Annotated in this window: 21 protein-coding genes; 10 read left to right on the forward strand and 11 right to left on the reverse strand. The window is 59.2% G+C overall.

What is annotated here, in order from left to right; translation table 11 throughout:
* Positions 1 to 18: 18 nt before the first annotated feature.
* Positions 19 to 369, reverse strand: a complete 351-nt coding sequence (locus tag RSQ48_RS01555; RefSeq protein WP_131071202.1) for a hypothetical protein — start codon at positions 367 to 369, stop codon at positions 19 to 21.
* Positions 370 to 667: 298 nt separating this feature from the next.
* On the opposite strand from RSQ48_RS01555, the gene RSQ48_RS01560 reads away from it, so the two are divergent.
* Genes RSQ48_RS01560 through RSQ48_RS01575 form a run of 4 tightly spaced genes read left to right on the forward strand, consistent with a single transcriptional unit; the run spans position 668 to position 5,177 of the window.
* On the forward strand, positions 668 to 1,405 hold the full coding sequence (locus RSQ48_RS01560) for a sterol desaturase family protein (RefSeq protein ID WP_003804387.1): 738 nt from the start codon (positions 668 to 670) through the stop codon (positions 1,403 to 1,405).
* Positions 1,402 to 2,316 (forward strand): fatty acid desaturase, encoded by a 915-nt coding sequence (locus RSQ48_RS01565; RefSeq protein ID WP_131071203.1) that lies wholly within the window; start codon positions 1,402 to 1,404, stop codon positions 2,314 to 2,316. The genes RSQ48_RS01560 and RSQ48_RS01565 overlap by 4 nt, the downstream gene beginning before the upstream one ends.
* A 14-nt stretch (positions 2,317 to 2,330) precedes the next feature.
* Positions 2,331 to 4,241: an iron-containing redox enzyme family protein gene (locus RSQ48_RS01570; RefSeq protein WP_415302065.1), complete on the forward strand. Its 1,911-nt coding sequence runs from the start codon at positions 2,331 to 2,333 to the stop codon at positions 4,239 to 4,241.
* A 3-nt stretch (positions 4,242 to 4,244) separates the two neighbouring features.
* The gene (locus RSQ48_RS01575; RefSeq protein ID WP_240208875.1) at positions 4,245 to 5,177 is read left to right on the forward strand and encodes a DUF6999 family protein; all 933 of its coding nucleotides are present in this window, start codon (positions 4,245 to 4,247) and stop codon (positions 5,175 to 5,177) included.
* Positions 5,178 to 5,300: 123 nt separating this feature from the next.
* Here the strand turns inward: RSQ48_RS01575 and RSQ48_RS01580 are convergent, their stop codons facing one another.
* From RSQ48_RS01580 to RSQ48_RS01625, 10 genes are all read right to left on the reverse strand, one after another.
* Positions 5,301 to 6,143 (reverse strand): branched-chain amino acid aminotransferase, encoded by an 843-nt coding sequence (locus RSQ48_RS01580; protein ID WP_003804381.1) that lies wholly within the window; start codon positions 6,141 to 6,143, stop codon positions 5,301 to 5,303.
* A gap of 130 nt (positions 6,144 to 6,273) precedes the next feature.
* Complete coding sequence (locus tag RSQ48_RS01585; protein WP_415302066.1) at positions 6,274 to 7,044, reverse strand: fumarylacetoacetate hydrolase family protein; 771 nt, start codon at positions 7,042 to 7,044, stop codon at positions 6,274 to 6,276.
* A 6-nt stretch (positions 7,045 to 7,050) separates the two neighbouring features.
* The gene (locus RSQ48_RS01590; RefSeq protein ID WP_131071205.1) at positions 7,051 to 7,716 is read right to left on the reverse strand and encodes an aspartate/glutamate racemase family protein; all 666 of its coding nucleotides are present in this window, start codon (positions 7,714 to 7,716) and stop codon (positions 7,051 to 7,053) included.
* Between the two features lie 7 nt (positions 7,717 to 7,723).
* A complete protein-coding gene (locus tag RSQ48_RS01595; protein WP_415302067.1) occupies positions 7,724 to 8,362 on the reverse strand; it encodes a flavin reductase family protein in 639 nt (212 codons plus the stop codon).
* A 1-nt stretch (position 8,363) separates the two neighbouring features.
* Positions 8,364 to 9,626, reverse strand: a complete 1,263-nt coding sequence (locus RSQ48_RS01600) for a Zn-dependent hydrolase (RefSeq protein ID WP_219235495.1) — start codon at positions 9,624 to 9,626, stop codon at positions 8,364 to 8,366.
* Complete coding sequence (locus tag RSQ48_RS01605) at positions 9,623 to 10,990, reverse strand: dihydroorotase (RefSeq protein ID WP_415302068.1); 1,368 nt, start codon at positions 10,988 to 10,990, stop codon at positions 9,623 to 9,625. Before RSQ48_RS01605 ends, RSQ48_RS01600 begins: the two co-directional genes overlap by 4 nt.
* Before the next feature lie 122 nt (positions 10,991 to 11,112).
* Positions 11,113 to 12,621, reverse strand: a complete 1,509-nt coding sequence (locus tag RSQ48_RS01610; RefSeq protein WP_240208881.1) for an amidohydrolase family protein — start codon at positions 12,619 to 12,621, stop codon at positions 11,113 to 11,115.
* 2 nt (positions 12,622 to 12,623) lie between these two features.
* Complete coding sequence (locus RSQ48_RS01615; RefSeq protein ID WP_003804367.1) at positions 12,624 to 13,442, reverse strand: ABC transporter permease; 819 nt, start codon at positions 13,440 to 13,442, stop codon at positions 12,624 to 12,626.
* A complete protein-coding gene (locus RSQ48_RS01620) occupies positions 13,442 to 14,203 on the reverse strand; it encodes an ABC transporter ATP-binding protein (RefSeq protein WP_415302069.1) in 762 nt (253 codons plus the stop codon). Before RSQ48_RS01620 ends, RSQ48_RS01615 begins: the two co-directional genes overlap by 1 nt.
* A gap of 65 nt (positions 14,204 to 14,268) precedes the next feature.
* On the reverse strand, positions 14,269 to 15,282 hold the full coding sequence (locus RSQ48_RS01625; RefSeq protein WP_003804365.1) for an ABC transporter substrate-binding protein: 1,014 nt from the start codon (positions 15,280 to 15,282) through the stop codon (positions 14,269 to 14,271).
* A gap of 150 nt (positions 15,283 to 15,432) precedes the next feature.
* Here RSQ48_RS01625 and RSQ48_RS01630 point away from each other — a divergent pair, with 150 nt between their 5' ends.
* The 6 genes from RSQ48_RS01630 (at position 15,433) to RSQ48_RS01655 (ending at position 20,659) form a co-directional block, all read left to right on the forward strand.
* Positions 15,433 to 16,341 carry a LysR substrate-binding domain-containing protein gene (locus tag RSQ48_RS01630; RefSeq protein ID WP_415302070.1) on the forward strand — a complete coding sequence of 303 codons (909 nt, stop codon included), beginning with the start codon at positions 15,433 to 15,435 and terminating at the stop codon, positions 16,339 to 16,341.
* A 260-nt stretch (positions 16,342 to 16,601) separates the two neighbouring features.
* On the forward strand, positions 16,602 to 17,561 hold the full coding sequence (locus RSQ48_RS01635; RefSeq protein ID WP_415302071.1) for a substrate-binding periplasmic protein: 960 nt from the start codon (positions 16,602 to 16,604) through the stop codon (positions 17,559 to 17,561).
* An 85-nt stretch (positions 17,562 to 17,646) separates the two neighbouring features.
* A complete protein-coding gene (locus RSQ48_RS01640; RefSeq protein ID WP_415302072.1) occupies positions 17,647 to 18,378 on the forward strand; it encodes an amino acid ABC transporter ATP-binding protein in 732 nt (243 codons plus the stop codon).
* Positions 18,379 to 18,386: 8 nt separating this feature from the next.
* Complete coding sequence (locus RSQ48_RS01645) at positions 18,387 to 19,058, forward strand: amino acid ABC transporter permease (protein WP_003804358.1); 672 nt, start codon at positions 18,387 to 18,389, stop codon at positions 19,056 to 19,058.
* A 12-nt stretch (positions 19,059 to 19,070) separates the two neighbouring features.
* Positions 19,071 to 19,739, forward strand: coding sequence for an amino acid ABC transporter permease (locus RSQ48_RS01650; protein WP_003804356.1), 669 nt, complete (start codon positions 19,071 to 19,073; stop codon positions 19,737 to 19,739).
* Between the two features lie 14 nt (positions 19,740 to 19,753).
* Entirely contained in the window at positions 19,754 to 20,659 is a 906-nt protein-coding gene (locus RSQ48_RS01655; RefSeq protein ID WP_415302073.1) for a dihydrodipicolinate synthase family protein, read from the forward strand.
* Positions 20,660 to 21,190 lie beyond the last annotated feature (531 nt).

The raw sequence follows: 21,190 nt of genomic DNA on the forward strand, positions 1-21,190 counted from the left end.
GCAGGGGCGCGTCAGGAGTCAGACTCGTGGTGGACGATGCTCGGGGGCGAATTCGCAGCAAATAGCGGGCAGGGAATAAGGCGGGCAAGCCGAAGGCCAGGCATGCAGCCAGAACGACTGAACCGGGCAGGGCAAAGGGGTATCCGCATGGTCAGCGTACTGTTGCATGGGCGTATGCGCCAAAATGGCGCTGAGCTGCTGCAAAGGATGCTTTCCGGATTTGACTCGGTGGTCCACAGGCTCGGCCGCATCCGATTCGTGTTGAGCGAATAAGGCGGACTGACCACCTTGCACGGTTGCGTGGTAGTGAGAGCTGTAAGCCTGCAGGGGTAGGATGAGAAGTAAGACGACGACGAACCAACGTCTCATGGTGTCTAGGGAAAGTCTGTGACGACTCAGTATATCGTATGCGGACAAGTTCAAGGCAAGCGCAAGATCAAGTTCTGCTGTGTTGTGTATTCCTCACACAGGCGCCCTGGGTGAGTACCGGCTTCTCAATGGCACTGCCACGGAGCAAAAGTACACGACTGTTGTTCCCGCGCCGGGCTGCTGCAAGTCGGCCTGGCGTGGGCCGCCTGGACGGCGGCAAGCAATTAGTAACTAAATTAACAAACGTGATTTTTCTGACCGCGCTAGCATTAGCGCATTTTGTTACGTAGAGAGTGGAATGGGGCAGGCTTTTCAGGCCTTGAGCGTCTGGCAGGTAATGGGCGTGGGCTTATTGTTTTTCGGCGGCATCTACCTGCTGTTTGCACTGGTAACCCTGGCGCTGACACGATGGCTCTTGCCGGCTGTGGGCTGGGGGCGTCCTCTCGATACGCGTCCGTTGCGGCCCGGTCAACTGCGCCGGGAACTGAAGCAGTCGGGATCGGCCATTCTGATTTTCGGCCTGGGCATGGTGTTCCCCTGGGGGCTGCTGCAATTGGGCTGGGCGCGGTTGACGCCGGACGCCAGCGCCACCCGCATTGCCTTGGAAATTCTGGCCCTGATGATCTGGAACGATGTGCATTTCTGGGTGAATCACCGTTTGCTGCACACGCGTTGGTTGCGTCGTTATCATGGCCCGCATCATTCTTCTGTGGTGGTGACGCCGTTTTCCACCTACAGCTTTCACCCGCTTGAATCTCTGATGCTGGGCAATGTGATTCTGTTGCCGATGGTTGTGCATGATTTCAGCTTCTGGTCGCTCTTGTCGGTGCCCCTGTTCAGCCTGTTTTTCAATTGCATAGGCCACTCCAATTACGATTTTTTCCCCCATGTCTCCAGCCGGAACTGGTTGGCCGCCAGTCGTCGTCACCAGCGTCATCATGCCCAGTACAACGGGAACTATGGGTTTCAGTTCAGTTTCATGGACCGCCTGTTTGGCACGCGCCTGCCTGATCGCCCCGAGGAGGCGCGGGGATGAGTGCTGCGTGGCGTTTACGTCACCCGCGTGACTGGCAAAGCCTGCTGTACCTGATTGTCTACCCGGTCGTGATGGTCGCGCTGTGGCGGGGTGGCTTCTCCTGGATTCTGTATGGCTTGCTGCTGTTTTTGACACTGGGTATGGGTGTCATCAACCACAATCATCATCATGTGCGCATGTGGCGAGGCCGTCTGCCCAATCGCCTGACGGATTTCTGGCTGACCCTGTTACAGGGCCATCCCGCTTGCGTGTTCTGGCCGGCGCATGGCTGCAATCATCATCGCTATAAACATGGACAAAAAGACGTGGGTCGTACCTACCGCTTCTGGCGTGGCGATACCAACGACGCGCTGGGCTGGTTGATGCACCCCTTTGAAGCCGTGCTTGCGCTGTATCCGGCAATTTATGCCTGGCTGGGCCGCCTGCGCCGACACTGGCCGGGTGTCTGGGGCTATTGCCTGGCGCAGTACGGACTGTGGCTGGGGAGTTGGACGCTTGCCCTGGCCCTGGACCCAGTCAAGGGTTTTTTATACGTCATCGTGCCGCAGCTGCATGGTTTGCACTGGCTCTTGACCACCAATTATCTGCAGCATGCCCATGCCGATGGCAGTCATCAGGCCCATCAGGGCGGTCAATTGAGCTACGCGCGCAATTTTGAGGGGCTGGTCAACCCCTTGCTTTTTAATATCGGCCTGCATGTGGCCCACCATGAGCATTCGCGTGCGCATTGGTCGGAGCTGAAGCGGCTGCACGATACCGAATACCGAGCCCGCACCCCCGAGACCTTGAATGAAGGGGGGCTGGTGCCCTATATGCTGCGTGTTTTTGTGTTGGGTCTGTTCGTGCCCCGCTACCGCAGTCAAACCATGAACGCCGTGGGCCAGACAACGCATTGGCGTGATGGCGTGTAATCAGGAGTAGTGTTATGCCCGTGGCCTTTGATCAGGTCGTGATTCATCAGGCTCAGTGGTTTATGCCCGGCGAGCCGGTCGACAACGCCGCAATGGACAAGTTTATCGCCCCGCTGAACCGTATTTCAGGGCGCATCAAGCAGCGCATTCTGGCCGAAAACGGTATTGCGCAGCGCTATTACGCCATTGGGGAGGATGGCAGTACGCGCTGGAGCAATGCCACCATGGCCGCTAATGCCGTGCGGGCCTGCCTGGAGCAGGCAGGTTTGACCATGGCGGATGTGGGCCTGCTGGCCAGCGGGTCCTCGGGCGGGGACTTGCTGATGCCCGGTTTTGCCAATGCCATTCAGGGAGAGCTGGCGGCCCCGCCCCTGGAAGTGCATTCCGTTCACGGGATCTGTGCCGCGGGTGTCACGGCGCTGCAGGCTGTTGCCCAAGGGATTGAGCTGGGCACACACCGTCACGGTGTGGCAGTAGCCAGTGAAATGCCCTCGCGCTTGTTCCGCCGTTCGCGCTTTGCGTCACAAGATTATCAGGCAGATTTTGACTCCCATTTTTTGCGCTGGATGTTATCCGATGGCGCGGGAGCTGCGTTACTCAGCCACCAGGATCAGATTCTGCCTACCACGCAGGCCGGTGTGCGTTTGCGTTTGCGCTGGATTCATCAAAAATCCTTTTCCGGCGATTATCCCGTATGCATGCAGCTGGGCGCGGCGCGTGATTCGACGCGCAGCCATCTGGATTACGATTCCTGGTCTCAGGCGGAGCAGGATGGCGCCTTGTCCTTGCGTCAGGATATCCGTTTGCTGCCTCATTTGTTCGATATCGGAATTCACGAATACGTAAAACTGGTGCGAGACGGTTGGGTTGACCCTGAGCGCATCAGCCATTTCCTGTGCCATTACTCGTCCGAGAAGTTCCTGCCCGTGGTGGCGGACTTGCTGGAGCAGGCAGGCCTGGGTATTCCTGCCGAGCGCTGGTACAGCAATTTGCGCTGGCGCGGTAATACGGGCGCAGCCTCGATTCTGATCATGCTGGCCGAGTTCATGCGCGATCGGACCTTGACGCCCGGCGAACAAATCCTGTGCTACGTGCCCGAGTCGGGTCGCTTCATGACGGCCTACATGCTACTGGAAGTGGAGGCCTGCAATGCACCGGCCCCCGCCGTGTCCTACCCGTCTGCCAAGCAGGCGGCGGTGGCGTCCTGCGATCTGGTGGACATCGCTCCCCCGCACGACCCTGCCACGGCCCCACAAGGTTTGCGCGACTTGTTGACGCAATTGGCCCCTATCTGGCATGACTATCGTTCGCAAGTGTGGCGTACGCCTTTGCTGCGCAGCCTGCACGACGGCTCTATCCGGATGCAGGATTATCAGAAATGGATGGCCGACTGGATTCCCCAAGTGCGGGAAGGGGCTAAATGGATGCGTGAAGCCTGCGACTCCTTATCGCCCGCCTACGCGCCCTTGGCGGAGCTGATTCGTCTGCATGCTGGCGAAGAGCAGGATGATTTCAACATTCTGTTCGAGGACTACCGGCACGCAGGCGGTACCGCTACCGAGATAGAGCAATTGACGCGTAATCCAGGCGGTCAGGCGCTGAATTCCTATTTGCATGCTCTGGCGGCCAGCCAGGACCCGATTGGCTTGCTGGGCGCGATCTACATTATTGAAGGTACCGGTCAGCGCATTGTGCCGGCCTTACTTCCCTTGCTCAAATCCGCGCTGTCGCTGGAGCCGGATATGTACCGCTTCCTGCACTATCACGGCATGAATGACGAGCATCATCTGGCCCGATGGCTGATGGCGGTGGAATTGGCCCTGGACTGCGATGAAACAGGCCGTGCCGAGCAGATTATTATTGACACCGCGCGTCGTACCGCCGCCTTGTATCTGATGCAGTTCCAATACGCGAAAGAGTATTAAGACATGGACCCCATCCCGGATTTTTTAAGCAAACCGCATGACCCGCAGGACCCCAATCCCTGGCGGGCCCTGTATCTGGATCGCAGCACCCCCTTGCCAGACGAGGTCAAGCAGGCCTGGCTGACTGATTCCAGCTCGTCCTCGCGCCAGTATTTGTTGCCGTTTTTGCGGCCCCTGGCCCGTTTGACGATTGTGCTGATTCAGGTCGTTAAAACCTTTTTGCCGCGCAAATGGTCGCACTCGGGCCTGCTGCACCGCATTTTGGTGTGGGGCCTCAAGCGTTTTGTTTCGCCTCAGGCAAACTGGCTGATCTTGCGACACTTTCACCTGGGCTCACAGGTGCTGGCTTTTATTGCCGCCAACTCCCCCACCTCGGTGCCGACCACGCCGCTCACGCCCATGAATCTGGACGAATTGCGGGATCACACCTTTGTGAAGCACGATTTGAACCTGTTCAATTTCGTCATCCGTCTCAATCAGGCGTTGCGGGACAATCATCAGGAAATTGGCCCGCCGGAGCGGGTGGATTTTTCCATGATTCAGCCCGTGCCCCTGGCCTTGGAGGATATGCCCCAAGGTCCCTTGAACAAGGTGGACCTGCAAAGTGCCATCGAACTGTTCACGCCCTTGTATCAGTTGCTGCTGACCGATAACGACTTCTGGCGCGCGGCCAACTCCCTGCAGCTGGATGAGACCATTGGCATTTACGCGGCCAAGATCCTGCAGGCTCCTGAGCACCTGATTCTGGTGAACAATGGCCACCCTCTGGTGCCCATGTCGACCTTGCGAGCTGGCTACCGCCTGGTGCTGCACGGTCTGTCCACCGAGATGCTGCATAGCTTGCTCCATCAGATGAAGCAGGCGCAGGCGCTGCAGGAAAGTGCCCCGGTCGCCAATGAGCCACTGGACCCATGCACGGTTGATTCGCAGGCTTGATTACGAAACGGCTCATGATTGAGCCGTTTTTCCAGGGGCAGAGCCTGTCCCGGACACCCAGTTGTTCAGGCTCAAGACTCATCCGCCCCCGGTGTTCGTGGGGGCGGCGAGTCTGTTCGCCCCTTAATTGCGTTCGGTATACGCCATGTACAGCTCGTGAGCACGGGTTTCAACCGGGCCGCGAGCATAGTGGCGGTCGTCAATGCGATTGCAGTGCAGGACCTTGCCGTAATTGCCAGTGCTGAATACTTCATCTGCTTCCAACACGTCTTGTGGCGTCAGGCTGGCTTCCCGCACCTCCATGCCGTCATCTCGCAGCAGCTGCAGGACACGTCGGCGGGTAATGCCGTTCAGGAATGTGCCGTTCAGTTCGGGCGTCAGCACGATGCCGTCACGCACAATCCACAAATTGGCGACGGCAAACTCGGCCACTTTACCCTTGGAGTCCAGCACGATGGCGTTGTCAAAACCGCGTGCGCTGGCATCGCGCAAGATACGCTGGGTATTGGGGTACAGGCAGGACGCCTTGGCATCGGTGGGAGCCATGGAGGGATCGGGGCGCAGGAACTCGCTGAATGTGGCGCTAAAGCCGCTGTCGTCCGGCATGGGAGATTCAAAAATATGAATGGCCAGTTGGCTCGTTGACGGATCAGGCTGGATAAAACCGCCGGGTGCGAAATACAGCAGCTTGATGTAGTAATCCGTCGTGTGGGACAGTTTTTTCAGGCCCTCGTGTACCAGGTCGACGGTCTGTTGGGGGGTCATCACCGGTTCCATGCCCAGGGTGATGGCCGAACGGTTCAGGCGCTCACAGTGCAGGTCCAGATCCGGCGTATGGCCCTGAATGGAGCGGGCACCGTCAAACACCGTCGTGGCCATCCAGAAAGCGTGGTCAGTAGCGCCAATCAAGGGGGCGCTGGTGTCGCTCCATTGACCATTGGACCAGGTGATTTCGTTTTTGCTCATGGGCCTTTCTCCGAATGTTGGGGTGGCGGGGCGGCAATGGATCGCGCCCGTGTACTTTTTGCAGTACACATCATAGAGAGTAAAAGCCCACTTGCGGTGCTATCCGATAGGCAGGCCGCTTCCTCCGGGGTCAGGCACAGATAAAGTCCAGCTCGCCTAGCCCTTGAATGGCCGCCTGAATCCGGTCTCCGGCAGTGGCATACAGCATGGGCAGGCAAGAGCCGGTGATGATGACTTGCCCCTTTTGCAATCCACCGCCATGATGGCTGCCTTGATTTGCCAGCCAGATCAGCAGCCGCGTCAACTCGCCAGCGGGGTTTTGAGTTGGGCCTTGTAGGGGTGTTTGCTGTCCGACCTGCAAGCGCGCCCACTGCGGCTGGAGTAGTTTTCTGTCCTGTGCCGCCTTGCCTTGGACTTGATAGACCAGCGCACCATGACTGGCCAGATCTGCCAAGGTGGATAGGCGGCCTACCGTATCGCGTTGCGCAAAGCGGGACTCTACGATTTCGACCGCCACGCAGACTTGGCTGACCGCCTCCCAGATCTGCTCCAGCGAGTACGGGGCGTGACTGGGTGGTAGATCCTGCCCCAGGATCAGGCCAATCTCCACTTCCATGCCTCGCAAGTCCAGATCCGTGCCGACGGGCTCTGTTGGGTTGGCATGGCGAAAGCGCAGGGGTAGGGGCGCGCAGGTAGGGGGGGCCACTGCGGTGGCTGCACCTACTTTCCAGCCGCCGATAGGACCCAACACCTCCATTTGCAGTGCCTGGACAAGGTAGGCCTGCTCAAAAGACACCGGGCGTAGCGCTTCGGGCCAGTCCTGGATGGGGCGGTGTTCGTGGCGAGCCTGGAGCAGACGCCGTGCGCTTGCCAAACCGCTCGATTCTGGAGGGGCATTCATCGACACTTACCAGCCTAGCAAGCAACGACCCAGGGCAACGGCCACGGTAGCCTGCGTGGGTTCCACGACGGCAATCCCCAAGGCTTGCTCCAGCGCCTCTCGTTGACTGGCCATGCCCGCGCAGCCGAGTACCACCACATCAGCACCGTGCTCGTCACGCAAACGCCGGCCGACTTCTGTCAGGCCTTGCAGGGTTCTTTGCTCGTCGGCCAGTTCTGACACGCTCATATTGATGGCCAGATCGGCAGCGAGGCGGTCGGTGACGCCCATGGCCCCAAAGTAGCGCAGGTGACGCGGGATGGAGGCCTGCAATATGGAGAGCACGCCAAAGCGTTGGCCCAGCGTCAAGGCGGTCAGCACGCCGGTTTCGGCAATGCCCAATACAGGAACATCCACCGCTTCGCGCAAAGTGTACAGGCCGGGGTCGCTAAAGCAGGCCACCACATAGGCGGCGGCGTCTTCTTGGACGCTCAGGGCCTGGGCGCGCAGGTGAGGAATCAGGGTGTCAATATCGGTTTGGCTTTGTACACCCGCCGGGCCTTGGGGCAAGCGCAGGCAGGAGATGGCCGGGCCATCGGCCAGACGCAGGGGCTGGACGGCACGGTCCAGGCCATCCGTTACGATCTGGCTGGAATTGGGGTTCAGAACGTAGATATGAGGGCGACGATTCATGATGTTTTTAGGTTTGGGTGGGCGGCGGCCCGTTGTGATGGCTCAGTTTTTCTGATTGAAAGCGGCCTTGCAGGCCGACATACCAGTCCGAACCATGCAGGCGCCCGATCGGGTCGTAAGCGGCTATGTCAATGCGCCCGTCAGGCGTCAGGATGGCGTCGTCGCAGTGCAGATGCAGGATTTCGCCAATGACGATATGGCGTAGCGGGCCCAGGTCCAGTGCAGTGTGCAAGCGGCATTCAAACTGCACCGGGCATTGGGCGATGCGGGGCGGCTGCACTTGTGCACTGGGGGCCAGATTCAGGCCCGCTTGCAGGTGCTCGGCCTGTCCGGTCGGGTAGGCTATGCCGCAGATATTCATGGCGCGTGCCAATTTCGCGCTAATCAGGTTCACCACAAACTGTCCTGTTGCCAGGATGTTGCGGGTGGTGTCTTTCAGGCCATCGGCAGAGTGCGCGTCGTTTTCCAGGCCCAGCGCCAAGACGGCAGGCTCTGAGCCCATCACATTGAAAAAACTGAAAGGGGCCGTGTTCACGCGCCCCTGCCGGTCACAGGTGGTGACCAGGGCAATGGGGCGCGGCAACACGGTGTTGACCAACAAGCGGTAGCGTTCGCGTTCGCCAAGCTGATCGCAGGACCAGTCCATGTCAGCTCTCCAGGTGCTGGTCCAACATGACAATGCTCTGATACAGCACGCGTGTACCATCCAGCAACTGCTCGGAAGTAATCGATTCTTCGGGGCAATGGCTGCGACCATTCAGGCAGGGAATGAAAATCATGCCGATAGGGCCGCTGGGGGCCATGTAGACCGCATCGTGACCGGCTCCGCTGGGCATCACCATGCTCGGGTAACCCAACGCACTGGCGGCCTGCTCGATGATGCTCATCACATCGGGCGTGCAGTCCGTGGGCTTGGCCAGGCTGACTTGCGCCGCGTCCAGACCCAGGCCCATGGCCTCGATGTCCGGGCGCAACTGGGCCAGCAACTCCTCGGTGAAGTTCTGCATCAGCTCCTGGCGGTCGCTGCGTACTTCCACCATCATCTCCACACGGCCGGGTACGGCATTGGAGGCGTTGGGCGTCAGGTTCAGGTTGCCAATGGTGGCGACCAGATAGTCTGGCCCTCCCAGCGCACGGCGGGCCTTGCGGTCCACTTCACCGATGATCAGGCTGGCACCGACCAGGGCATCACGACGTATGTCCATGGGGGTGGTGCCGGCATGGTCAGGGCGACCGGTAATGATGATGCGATGGCGGCAAATGCCCACGATATTGCTAACCACGCCAATGGGCAGATTGCGCGACTCCAGCACGGGCCCTTGTTCGATGTGCAGCTCGACAAAGGCGGCAGTATCGCCAGGGGCACGACGGGCCTGGGCCAGTTCCTGGGGGCGGCCGCCGATGCGGGCAATGCCTTGCGCCAGTGTTTCGCCCTGTGGATTGCGTTCGGCCAGCATGGCTTCGGACAGGACACCGCCCATGGCACGGCTGCCTACGCAGGACACGCCATAGTCGCTAGGTTCCTCAGACAGAAAATCCACCACTTCAAAAGGATGGTCCAGCTCGATGTCCTGCTCGTTCAGGCAACGGGCGACTTCCAGCCCGGCCAGCACGCCGATAATGCCGTCGTAGCGTCCGCCATACATCACGGTGTCGCAGTGTGAGCCGGTTGTAATCGGCGCCAGCCCAGGCTTGCGCCCTTCACGGCGACCGATCAGATTGCCGGCGGCGTCCATGCGTACGCTCAAGCCTGCTTGCTCGAACTGTTCCCGCAGCCACTGACGTGATTGCAGAAACAGATCGGAGAAGGCGCGGCGGGTCCAGGGCTGGTCGGGCAATGTGAACCTTGCCAGCTCCTGGGTGCTGCGCCACAGGCGCTCCTGATTCAACAAGGGCATGGCCAGACTCATGACAATTCGCCTGCTTTGTGCGGACGGATGAACTGACCGTCGCCCGCGGCATTGCGTATGGTCTTGCCGTCCCAGGCCAGTTGTCCTCGCACATAGGTGGCTTCCACACGTACCTGAAACTCGCGGTCCTCAAAAGAACTCCAGGTCACGGCGGACAGGCTGGTGGACGGGTCAAAGCGGTAGGTGTCGGGTTTGACGATCACGATGTCGGCATCTGCACCTACATTCAGCGAGCCCTTGCGGTGTTCCAGCAGGAAGTGTTGGGCCGGGCCCCAGCACAATTGCTTGACGACCATGGTGGGGGAAATGCAGTGCTCGGCGCAGCCGGTCCAGAAGGCGGGCAGCAGCGTTTCCAGACCAGGACCACCGGAGGAGTTCTGAAACACGTTTTCAAACTGTTTGCGCTCCAGGCCCCAGCTTACGTGGTCGGAGGACACGAAGGTACATTCGTCGTTGGCGATGTGGGTCCAGAGCAGATCCATTTCCGCTTTGGGACGAATGGGTGGGTAGTGTTTGGTCTTGGCACCAAAGCGGCGGGTATGCTCCTCGTGGTTCAGCATCAGGTACTGCACGCAGGTTTCGATCGAGGCTTTGTGGCCGGCCCGGCGATACATATTGCAGATCTCAAAGCCACGCGACAGGGAGACGTGTACGGCGTGGGCACGGGCGCCGGTCTGGGCCCCGATTTCATAAATGGCGCTGGTGGCCAGGTTTTCGATCAGGGGGGTATGGGCGCGCAAGAACGCGTCCCAGCCTGTATCACCCGCTTCAACCATGCGCTTGATGTTCTTGCGGGTCAGCTCCTGGTCCTGGTTATGCACACCGCAAGCCAGACCGGAGGGGGCGATCAGGCGAAAGGCTTCCATCAGAATGTCTTCTTCCACACGCGGGAAGCGGTTGGGGCTGGCTTCAAAGGTTGAGAATTTGAAACCGCAGACACCGCCTTCAATCAGGCCGGCGGCCGCTTCCAGACCGTGCTGGTCATTCAGGGTGCCGTAGCAGGCCACGTCCACATGGCAATCGCTTTCAATGCGGGCAATCTTGTCTTCCAGCTGCGCGCGGGAGGCCACGGGTTCGGGGTCGTCATAAGGCATTTCCACCATGGTGGTGACGCCACCGGCTGCCGCCGCCCGTGAGGCCCAGCCCAGCCCTTCCTGATTGGCCTGGCTGCCGGAGTGCACCTGACCGTCCAGCACGCCGGGCATGACCCACATGCCACGCGCATCCACATGTTCACGGGCTGAAGGAGCCGCGCCAATACCGCGTGCGGCCACCCGGCCCTCACGCACGGCGACCCAGCCGTCCGTGATGATGCGGTCGCGCTCAACAATATTTCCTCGTACTACCAGATCAAAATCGCTCATTGTCTTCCTCCTTGAAGGGCTCGGACCCGCCTAGCTCGCGTGTCCGCAATCGTGTTCGTTTCCATGATTGAAGCAAATCCATTCATGAATGTCGTATGCCTATTTATCTGTAAAACATAACGTCATGTTAAGTCTTGGCTGGGGTGTGCCCAGCGCTGCACGTGATAGCGGTCATGGCCCAGGCACAGGCAGAAAGAACCTACGGCCTTGGCCAGTTTTTCCGTGATGTGGCGCTTGTCGTAGGTATTGCGTGTGATGCGTTCCTGGGCCTGCTCCACTTGCTGTCGCAGGCGCGGCATATTCACTTGTGTTAACTGTCGGTCGCGCACGGCAAACCGGCCGTCGACCATTACGTGGCGCAGGGCCAGACCGTCTTCCAGATGCACGAGCTGATTGACCGTGTTGTTATGCGGAATCCAGTTGATATGGGCCAGATCCAGAAACACGATATCGGCCTTGCGACCCGGCTCCAGACGTCCCAGTTGCTCGCCCATGCCCAGGCAGCGGGCGCTGCCTTCGGTGGCCGCGTACAGCGCTTGTTCGGTGGTAATCCAGCGTTCGGTATTGGGGCCACGCACCTTGGATGAGAAGGAGGCCAGGCGCATGGCTTCGTACATGTTCTGGTTATCGCCACTGTTTGAGCCGTCCGTGCCCAGACCCACGGTAATACCGCGCTCCAGCATGGCATTCACATCGGCAATCCCATTGCCCAGACGCATATTGCTGCCGGGGTTGTGGGCCACCATGGCTCCGCGCACCGCCAGAATGTCCAGGTCGCGCTCGTCCAGCCAGATGGCGTGCGCCAGGGTGAAACGGGGCGAGATCAGGCCCAGCTTGTCCAGGTGTTGAACAATGGTGCTGCCATAACGTTTCATGCCGGTCAGGGCTTGCACATAGGACTCGCCAACGTGGCTGTGCAGGCCGATATCGCGCTCCGCGCTGATTTCACCACAGCTTTGCAGGAACTCGTCCGAACACAACATGGGAATGGTCGGGGCCAGGGCCACGCGAATGCGGTCGGCGTTGCGCTGCTGGTCCAGAAAGTCCGTCAGCCCCGATAGCGTGGCCCGGAATGATTGCGGTGTCAGTTGGGCCACAAACTTCTGCAAGTCCTGGGGCAGGGCTTCGATCAGGCCGGGCACGGACTGGTAAAAGGACAGGTCGGCCATCATGGGCGCGACCGTGGCCCGCATGCCGGCATCCACATAGGCCTGGGCCACGGCATTCATGCCTTCGGCAGTGGGTACAGGCACCTCGGAGTACAGGTCGTAGCTGGCGGTACAGCCCTTGAGCAGCATTTCGGCCGCATTGAGCTGCGTGCTCAGGTATTTGTCTTCCAGATGGCGGTCGCCATTGATCCAGGGGCCAGCCGTCAATAACAGTTCCAGTGACCAGCGATCTCCCATGGCCTTGGCATAGGTGCCATGGCCGTGAGTGTGGGCGTTGATCAAGCCGGGATGCAGCAATTGGTCGTCCGCTTGTACCACCGTGGCATCGACGGGGACGGGCAAGCCGGGCGGGCCCATGGCTTCGATCTCGCCATTCTTGATCAGGATGTCCAAAGGCTCGGCCTTGGCCTGGGCGTGGGACAGCACCAGGCCACCACGGATGACGGTATAAGGGGAGGTCATGATCAGCTCCGATTGTCTTTGATCGCCCACGGGAACAGGATGCGTTCGGCGGCGGAAATCACCTGGAAGAACACAATGCCCAGGACCGACAGGATGGCCATGGCACCGAAGGCAACCGGCGTCTTGAAAAAGGCGGTGGAGGTCGTGATCAGGTAACCCAGACCTTGGTCGGCCGCCACAAACTCGCCCACCACGGCGCCCACCACGGACAAGGTAATGGCCACTTTCAGGCCCGAGAAAATAAAGGGCACGGCAAAGGGCAGGCGAATGCGGAAAAACTCCTGCAGGCGGGTGGCGCGGCACGCACGCACCAGCTCAATCAGCTCGGGTGGCGCTGCGAGCAGGCCTGCCGTCATGGAGATCACCAGCGGGAAGAAGGCGACCAGAAACGTCACCACCACACGGGGTAACTCGGTGGGGCCGAAGATAATGACCAGGATCGGAGCCAGAGCCACCTTGGGGATGGATTGGGTCAGGATCAATAAGGGATAGATGGCCTGCTCAAAAAAACGTGAATAGGTAATCAGCACGGCCAGCGGGAAGCTCACCGCAATGGACAGCAAAAAGCCCAGCATGATGGTGCGCGTCGAGACCAGCGTATGCATCAGCATGGCTTCTTTCATCTGCATGGAGTCGGCCCAGATGCGCGAGGGGGCGGGCACCAGGTATTCAGGGATGTCAAACAGGCGGCTGGCCAGCTCCCACAAAATGACCACGGCAATCAGGGTGATGGCCGGGACGGTAATTTCATTGAAATCGCGCAGGCGCAGCCGTCGTTTATAGACGGGCGTGACGCCCAGGGTTTGAGCTTGCTCACTCATCACGCCACCTCGTGTTGGAAAATAAGTTCACGCACGGTAGCGGCACAGCGCGTAAATTCCGGTGTGCCCACCAGGGAAAAGTCACGTTCACGCGGCAGGCTCACGTCCAGAATCTCGGTAATCTGGCCGGGGCGTGGCGACATGACCACGATGCGATGCCCCAGCATGACGGCCTCGGAAATCGAGTGCGTCACAAACACGATGGTTTTGGGGTCTTCGTACCAAAGGCGCAGCAACTCCAGCGTCATGGTCTCGCGGGTCAGCGCGTCCAGAGCGCCAAAAGGTTCGTCCATCAGCACCACTTTCGGGTTGTGAACCAGTGCGCGGCAAATGGCGACGCGTTGCTGCATGCCACCAGACAACTGTTTGGGATGATGGTGCAGGAAATTGCCCAGACCTGCGGTGGTCAACAGGCGCGTGGCGCGGCTGCGGGCCTGATCGTCCAGGCAACCCATGATGCTGGACGGCAAGAGGGTGTTGTCCAGAATATTGGCCCAGGGCACCAGGGTCGGGGCCTGGAACACAATGCCGGTGTCCTGGCGGGGGTGGGCAACGATTTCATCATCAATACTGACGGTGCCGCTTGAGGGCATCAGCAAGCCGGCAATCAGGCGCAGCAGGGTGGATTTCCCGCAGCCCGACGCGCCGACGATGGCAATGATTTCGTTGTCCTGGATGTCCAGATTGATGTGTTTCAGTGCCTGAGTCTCGCGCTCGGTATGACGACCGTAGATCAGGTTCACGTCTTGAATGCGTATCACAATGCGCTCCTAGGGCGCGCGCCGGCCCGCCGGGGCCAGCCAGCGCTCGCGAAAATCAGCGTGGCTCAGGGCTTGGCCGTGCCGTTGGCCTTGACGATGAACTGGGTGTCGTAGGCTTGGTGATAGTCCCAGGCAGGGTCCAGGCTTTGTGCCTCCGCCACCGCTTCATAGGTGTTTTTCATGCGACCCTCTTCCAGGCTGCCGACACCGTGCTCCTTGCTGAAATCGGTGTAGATGTAGCCCAGCACGGCGTTCAGATTGCCCATGCAGTCATCCCGGTCAATTTCAGGATTGGCTTTGACGTGGGCCTGACAAGCCGTGTCCGGGTCCTTGCGGGCGGCGTCCCAGGCCTCGATGGTGGCGTTCAGAAAGTTCTGCACCATCTGTGGGCGTTCGGCCAGCGTCTTGTCAGTGGTGAAAACGGACAGGGCGTAGATGTTGAAACCCTGGTCGCTAAAGGGCAGCACCACGATCTCCTTGCCAAAACGCTTGGCCTGTTTGTTCTGGTAGTAGTAGTTGGTGGCCAGGAAAGGGGCGGCGTCCACTTTGCCGTTAATCAGCAGTGGCGCCATGGAAGAACCGTCGACGGTGACCCACTGAATCTTGTCGGGATCGGTATTGGCTTTGCGCGCCACCATGGGGAAGTACAGCTTGTGGCTGTTGCCGGGCGAGACGGCAATTTTTTTGCCCTCCAGGCCGGAGAAGTTGGTGATGCCCGAGTCCTTGAGCACAAACAGGGAATGGGCCGAGTGCGAGAAGGTGGACGCAATGGCCTTGATGGGAGTCTGGCTGTTCTGGCGCGAGGTCAGAATGGCGGAAATGTCGGCCAGACCAATATCGGCGGCACCACCGGCTACCTTCAGCACGGTGTCGCCCGAACCTGTGCCGCGGGTGATCTTCAGGTCTATGCCGTGTTTCTCGTAAATCCCGTTGGCAATGCCCGAGTAATACGGGGCATAGTCGCCGGTGGGAATGAAGTCCAGCATCAGATGAACGTTGTCAGCGGCGTGGGCGGTGGGCGCAGCAGCGGCCAGTCCCACGCCCAGCACTGCCAGGGTGCGAGCAAGCAGGGTTTGCATGGTTTTGTCTCCGTGTCGTAGTAATGAGGCCGCTCTGTAAGCCCGGTGCGATCAAGGCGCGCCGGGATGGCAGCTTGAAAAAATTGAAACATAGGCCACTTAAAATGTCTTATGCTTATTTGTGCTCGAAACATAAGGCTACGTTAAGGGATGTTGCTCAATCTTCGTCAAATCGAGGTTTTTCGCGCCATCATGCTGACCGGTTCGATCAGCAAGGCAGCGCAACTGCTGAACGTGTCGCAGCCGGCCATCAGCCGCCTCCTGTCCTATACCGAATCACGCATTGGTCTGGTGCTGTTTGAGCGCATCAAAGGGCGGCTGTATCCCACGCCCGAAGCGCGTCGGCTCTATCAGGAAGTGGAGCAAGTCCATAACAGTGTGCAGCGGGTCAACGAGGTGGCGACCGACTTGATCGAAAAGCGTCATGGCAGCTTGCACATTGCCGTCAGTCCCAGTTTGGGACAGACCTTGATTCCCATGGCGGTGACGCGTTTTCGCCGGGCCTTTCCGGATGTGAAGGTCTATGTGCGTACCCTGATTTCCAGCGACCTGGTACAGGCTTTGGTCACGCAACAGGCCGAAGTGGGCGTGGCGATTGTGCCCCTGACCCATCCCAGCCTGCACGCCCAATCCATTTACGAAAACCATCTGGTGGCTGTGCTGCCAGCCAGCCATCCGCTGGCTGACAAGCAGGAGCTGGACGCCCGTGACCTGGAAGGTCTGGACCTGATTGGCTATGGCAATGACACCCCTTATGGCCAGATGGTGCAGCAGTTGTTCGGCAACCGTCCCGGCATACCGCAGCTGGCGGTAGAAGTGCGTCTGACTCATATTGCCTGTGCCATGGTGCAGGCCGGCGCGGGAATTGCGATTGTGGACGAACTGGCCGTGGCCGGTCGCGTCTGGCCGGATGTGGTGGTACGACCGATCAATCCGCGCACCACCATGCCCTTGCACATGCTGCATTCCAATGTGGTGCCGGTCTCGCAACTGGCACACGATTTCATGGAAATGGTGGTCTCGACGGCTTCCCGGGGCATGCGGGCGGGTTGGGCCTGAGTGGCTCGTTCATTACTCAAGCCCTAGTCCTGCACGGCGTCGCTGGCGCGTCGTCCCCTTTCTCATAGAGAAGTCTTGTTCCGGTTGCGCTATTGGCGCCTGCCGAACCTTGCCTGCAAACGCCATGTTATGCAGGCGGCAGCCTTATTGGCTTAATGCAATGTTATGAAGAGTTAATAAAAAAGCATATGACATCAAGGTTTTGCCAACCCTAGAATGAACGCACTACAAACAGAAAATAATGGCAAGGAGACAACAATATGCAAGGTGTAAACACCATTGCCGCGTGGGTCGCGGCTATTTCTCGCACACGTACTCCCTCTCAAGGGGGACATGCCCGTTTGGGACGTGCCCGTCTGGGCAGGAAAGCGGGTGTGATGCTGGCGGCTGTCGCTGCAAGTCTGGCCTTGAGCCTGCCTGCACAGGCGGACAATCCCAATCAGGGCAAAAAGTTCAAAGTGGCCGCGGATGTGGGCCTGGTGCCGTTTTTCATGCGCGGCGCCGATGGCAAGCTGGATGGTTTTTCCAACGATCTGACCCAGGAAGTAGCCCAGCGCATGGGCTATGACGGTGCCGAGGTCATCGACACGCCGTTTTCCGCCATTTTTGCGGGCCTGTTTTCCAGTCGCTACGACATGGTGGCGGCGCCCACCAACACCACACGGGAACGGGCCGAGCAAATGCTGTTTGCCGAGCCGTATATGGCAGGCGGTCTGAGCTTTCTGGCTAAAAAAGGCGCAACGGTCAATACGCTGGATGATCTGAAAGGCAAGACGATTGCTGTCAATAATGGCAGTTTCTCGGATCGCTGGTTGCAGGATAACCAGGATAAATACGGCTACAAGATCCAGCGTTTCAACAAGAATACCGATGCGGTGCAGGCGGTGGCTATTGGCCGCGCGTTTGCCAATATGTCCGAAACGCCATTGGCCCGTTACATTGCCACGCAAACCCCTGCTCTGGCACCGGTGTACGACATGACGACCGAAGCCAACTATGCCTTTGCGTTTCGCAAGGACGATACGGCTTTGCGCAATCGTGTCGACGAAGTGCTGGAATGCATGAAGCAGGATGGATCGCTGTCCAAGCTGCACATGAAATGGTTTGGCACTGAACCCAATGCCGGCACCGCCATGACGGTGATCTTCCCCGGCTATGGCGTGCCTGATTATCCCGGCTACGAGCCCACCGGGCACACCCCCGACTGCTCCCGTCCTTAAGGCGCTTTTGCGCTGATTTTCCAGCTATACGGCCCTGCTGGGCCGGTTCCCGCCTGCCCGGATGGCAGGCGGTCAAGGAGCGACCATGAGTGAGATTGTCCGCATCCAGGGCTTGCGCAAATCCTTTGGGCAGGCCGAAATTCTTAAAGGCATAGACCTGAGCGTCAACACCGGCGAAGTTCTTGTGATGATTGGCGGGTCGGGTTCGGGAAAAAGTACCTGCCTGCGTTGCATCAACCGTCTGGAGACCCCCACCAGCGGCACGATTATGGTGGCGGGCAATGAAGTGACCTGCCCTCGCACCGATCTGAATCAGGTGCGCCAAAACATAGGCATGGTGTTTCAGGGCATCCATCTGTACCCGCATATGACGGCGCTGGGCAATGTGATGCTGGCGTTGCGCAAGGTGAAAAAAGTACCCAAGCCACAGGCCGAGGAACTGGCCCGTCATCACCTGGAGCAGGTCGGTCTGGCCCAGCGCATGGAGCACTATCCCAGCCAGTTGTCCGGCGGTCAGCAGCAACGTGTGGGCATTGCCCGTGCGCTGGCGCTGGAGCCCAAAGTCATGCTGTTTGATGAACCTACTTCGGGCCTGGACCCTGAACTGGTGGGGGAAGTGCTGAACGTGATGAAACGTACCCGTGATGCAGGCATGACCATGGTGATTGTGACCCACGAAATGCATTTTGCCCGCGAGGTGGGGGACCGCATTGTATTCATGGACCAGGGTGTGATTCTGGATCAAGGCAGTCCCGAGGACATTTTGGGCCAGCCGCGTCACAAGCGCATTCAGGATTTTCTGAGCCGCATGCACTGAGGCCCGCCATGGAGCAGATTCTTTATTACTTCTTTAACTGGACGCTGATCAGCCCCTACCTGCCTGAGATATTGCAGGGCTTTTGGGTGACGCTGCAAATGGCCGTCATGACCGTGGTTCTGGGCACGGCCCTGGGTCTGGCACTGGCGGTGCTGCGCTGTTATGGCTGGCGTCCAGTCAATATCCTGATGACGCTGTATGTGGACGTATTCCGTGCGATTCCACAACTGGTCATTATTGTGTTGGTCTTTTTTGCTTTGCCGTCTGTGGGGATTGTGATCGATCCTATGCCAGCCACGGTGCTGGCCTTGAGTCTGGTGCTGTCCGCCTTTGCGGAAGAGATCTTTTGGTCCGGTATTGCAGCGGTGCCGACCGGGCAATGGGAAGCGGGGCGCTCGACAGGCATGGGTTTCAGCCAGACGCTGTTTGCCATCATCTTGCCGCAGGCCGTGCGGCTGGCGATTCCCCCACTGACCAATCGTGCCATCGGGATTACCAAAGGCACCACGCTGGGCTCGGTCATCGCTGTGCCTGAATTGCTTAACGTCTCCAGCAACATTCAGTCCACCATTGCCAACCCCACCGCCTTTACGGCCGGGGCCTTTTTGTTCTGCCTGATTTTCTTCCCCTTCGTGTATCTCACGCGGGTGCTGGAACGGCGCTATGCGATCAAATCGTAGGAGGGATGCGCGATGGAATTGATCGATACCTTCCTCAATCCGACGATTCTCGCCGCCAGTTGGCCCTTGTTGCTGCAGGGCTTGTGGCTGACCGTCAAGCTCTCGGTCATTATCGTGCCGCTGGCTGCCTTGCTGGGTCTGGTGATTGCCGCTGTGCACTATCAGCAGCATCGCTGGCTGAACCGGCTGATTTTGCTGTACGTGGACTTTTTCCGGGCCTTTCCGCCTTTGGTGCTGCTGATCTTCATTTATTACGGCCTGCCGTTCCTGGGCCTGCCTCTGAATGAGTTCTCTGCCACGGTGCTGGCCCTGGTTCTGAACAGTAGTGGCTATTTTGCAGAGATTTTCCGGGCGGGCCTGGAGTCGGTGTCACCGGGGCAAAATGAGGCGGCTCGCTCGACGGGACTGAATGCCCGCCAGGCCATGGCCTATGTGGTAGTGCCGCAAGGTGTGCGGAATGTGATCCCTGATCTGGCCAGCAATACGCTGGAAGCTATCAAACAGACCTCGATTGCCTCGGCCGTGGCCTTGCCCGAGCTGTTGCGCTCGGCCCAGATCATGCAGGGTGAGACCTACAGCCAGACACCGCTGGTCGCGGCCGCGCTGATTTACTTCATTCTTCTCTGGCCCTTGGTACGCATGATTTCGCGTATGCAAAAGCCGTTTGTCATTCCACGTTGAGCCTGAGTGTCATTATGAAAAATAAAGGTGTCTTTTCCATTTGCCCGACCCCTTTCAAACCGGGTGGCGAGCTGGATTTGCAAAGCCTGGTCAGTCTGGTGAATTTTCAGCTGGAGGCCGGTATACACGGACTGGCGATTCTGGGGGTGATGGGCGAGTTGCATAAGCTCAGCACGTTCGAGCGTCGGCGTGTTATTGAAACGGTGGTGGCCGGCGTGCGTGGCGCAGTGCCGGTCTGGGTGGGGGTGCGGGCCATGGGAACGGCAGCCGCGGTGGAGCAGGCTCGCAGTGCCGAGGACCTGGGAGCAGATGCCATCTTTGTCGCACCCCTGGCCGGGGCGGACGACGAGATGCAGGTGTCTTTTTATCGCCAGATCGTGCAGGCCATTCGTATTCCCGTCGTCATTCACGACTTTCCGGAATTGTTTGCAGCCCGTATCAGCCCGGCTTTGGCGGTGCGGCTGAAAGAGGAGGCGGGAGTATCCATTCTGAACTCCGAAGATCCCCCTGTCGGCCAGAAAATCACCGCCGTGCGGGGTTTGTCAGGGGATGCCTTGCCCATTTTGAGTGGCTTGGGCGGCATGCATTTTCTGGAGGAATTGCAGCGGGGTGCCGATGGTGTCGTGACAGGTTTCTCCTTTCCGGAAATTCTGCTCAAAGTCTATGCGCTGTATCGGCAAGGCGAGCAGCAAGAGGCCGCGCGTGTGTTCGACCGTTATTGCTCGCTGATCCGTTACGAGTTTCAACCGCTAGTGGCACTGGCGCTGCGCAAATATTCCTACATGCGCCGTGGCATCATCGCCTGCGACGCCACCCGCGATCCAGCCACGGCGCTGGATCACCTCAGCCGTGACGAGTTCGAGGCTGTGGTACGCCGTGTGGGCCTGGACTTGTCCGTCACGGGTGTGCAAACCGTTTAAACCTTGCTGCACTTGTTGTCATTGCCGGATAAACATCGAGAATCCCCTCGCTGTTTATCCGTTTTTTATTTTTTGCTTGCGTCACTTCTTCTTCTTCTTCTTCTTCGTTTTGGGCCCTGGTAGAGCGGAGCTGCGTCCGAAGCAGGAGGCTGGTGAGATAAGGAAACAAGGAGCGCAAAAGTGGCTGCATGTTTAGAGAGTGTCTCGTGAAAACGCCGGTCTGGGCCGGAGGGCCGTCCTCCGGGCTTGGCTCCTTGCCGGTGCTACGCACCGGTACCCTGGTCAGGCGAGCTATTCGGGCGCGTCCTGAACTCGCGAAAGTGCCTTGTCCCCCGGACAAGGCACAAGCATTGCGCTCAAACAACAGGACGCTTGAACCCCGAATAGCCAGCCTGCCTGCGGCAAGAAGCCTGAATCGCCCGGAGGACGGCCCCCCGGGCCAGACCGGCTCACAATGACTATTAATACAAGCCCTGCCTGCTTCTAGGGCCTGGCCGTAGGTGGTTCTTTCGGCTTATGTAGCGGCGTTAG

It is taken from the genome of Alcaligenes sp. SJTW-7, from assembly GCF_047716895.1.
Classification (GTDB): Bacteria; Pseudomonadota; Gammaproteobacteria; order Burkholderiales; family Burkholderiaceae_B; genus Alcaligenes; species Alcaligenes ammonioxydans.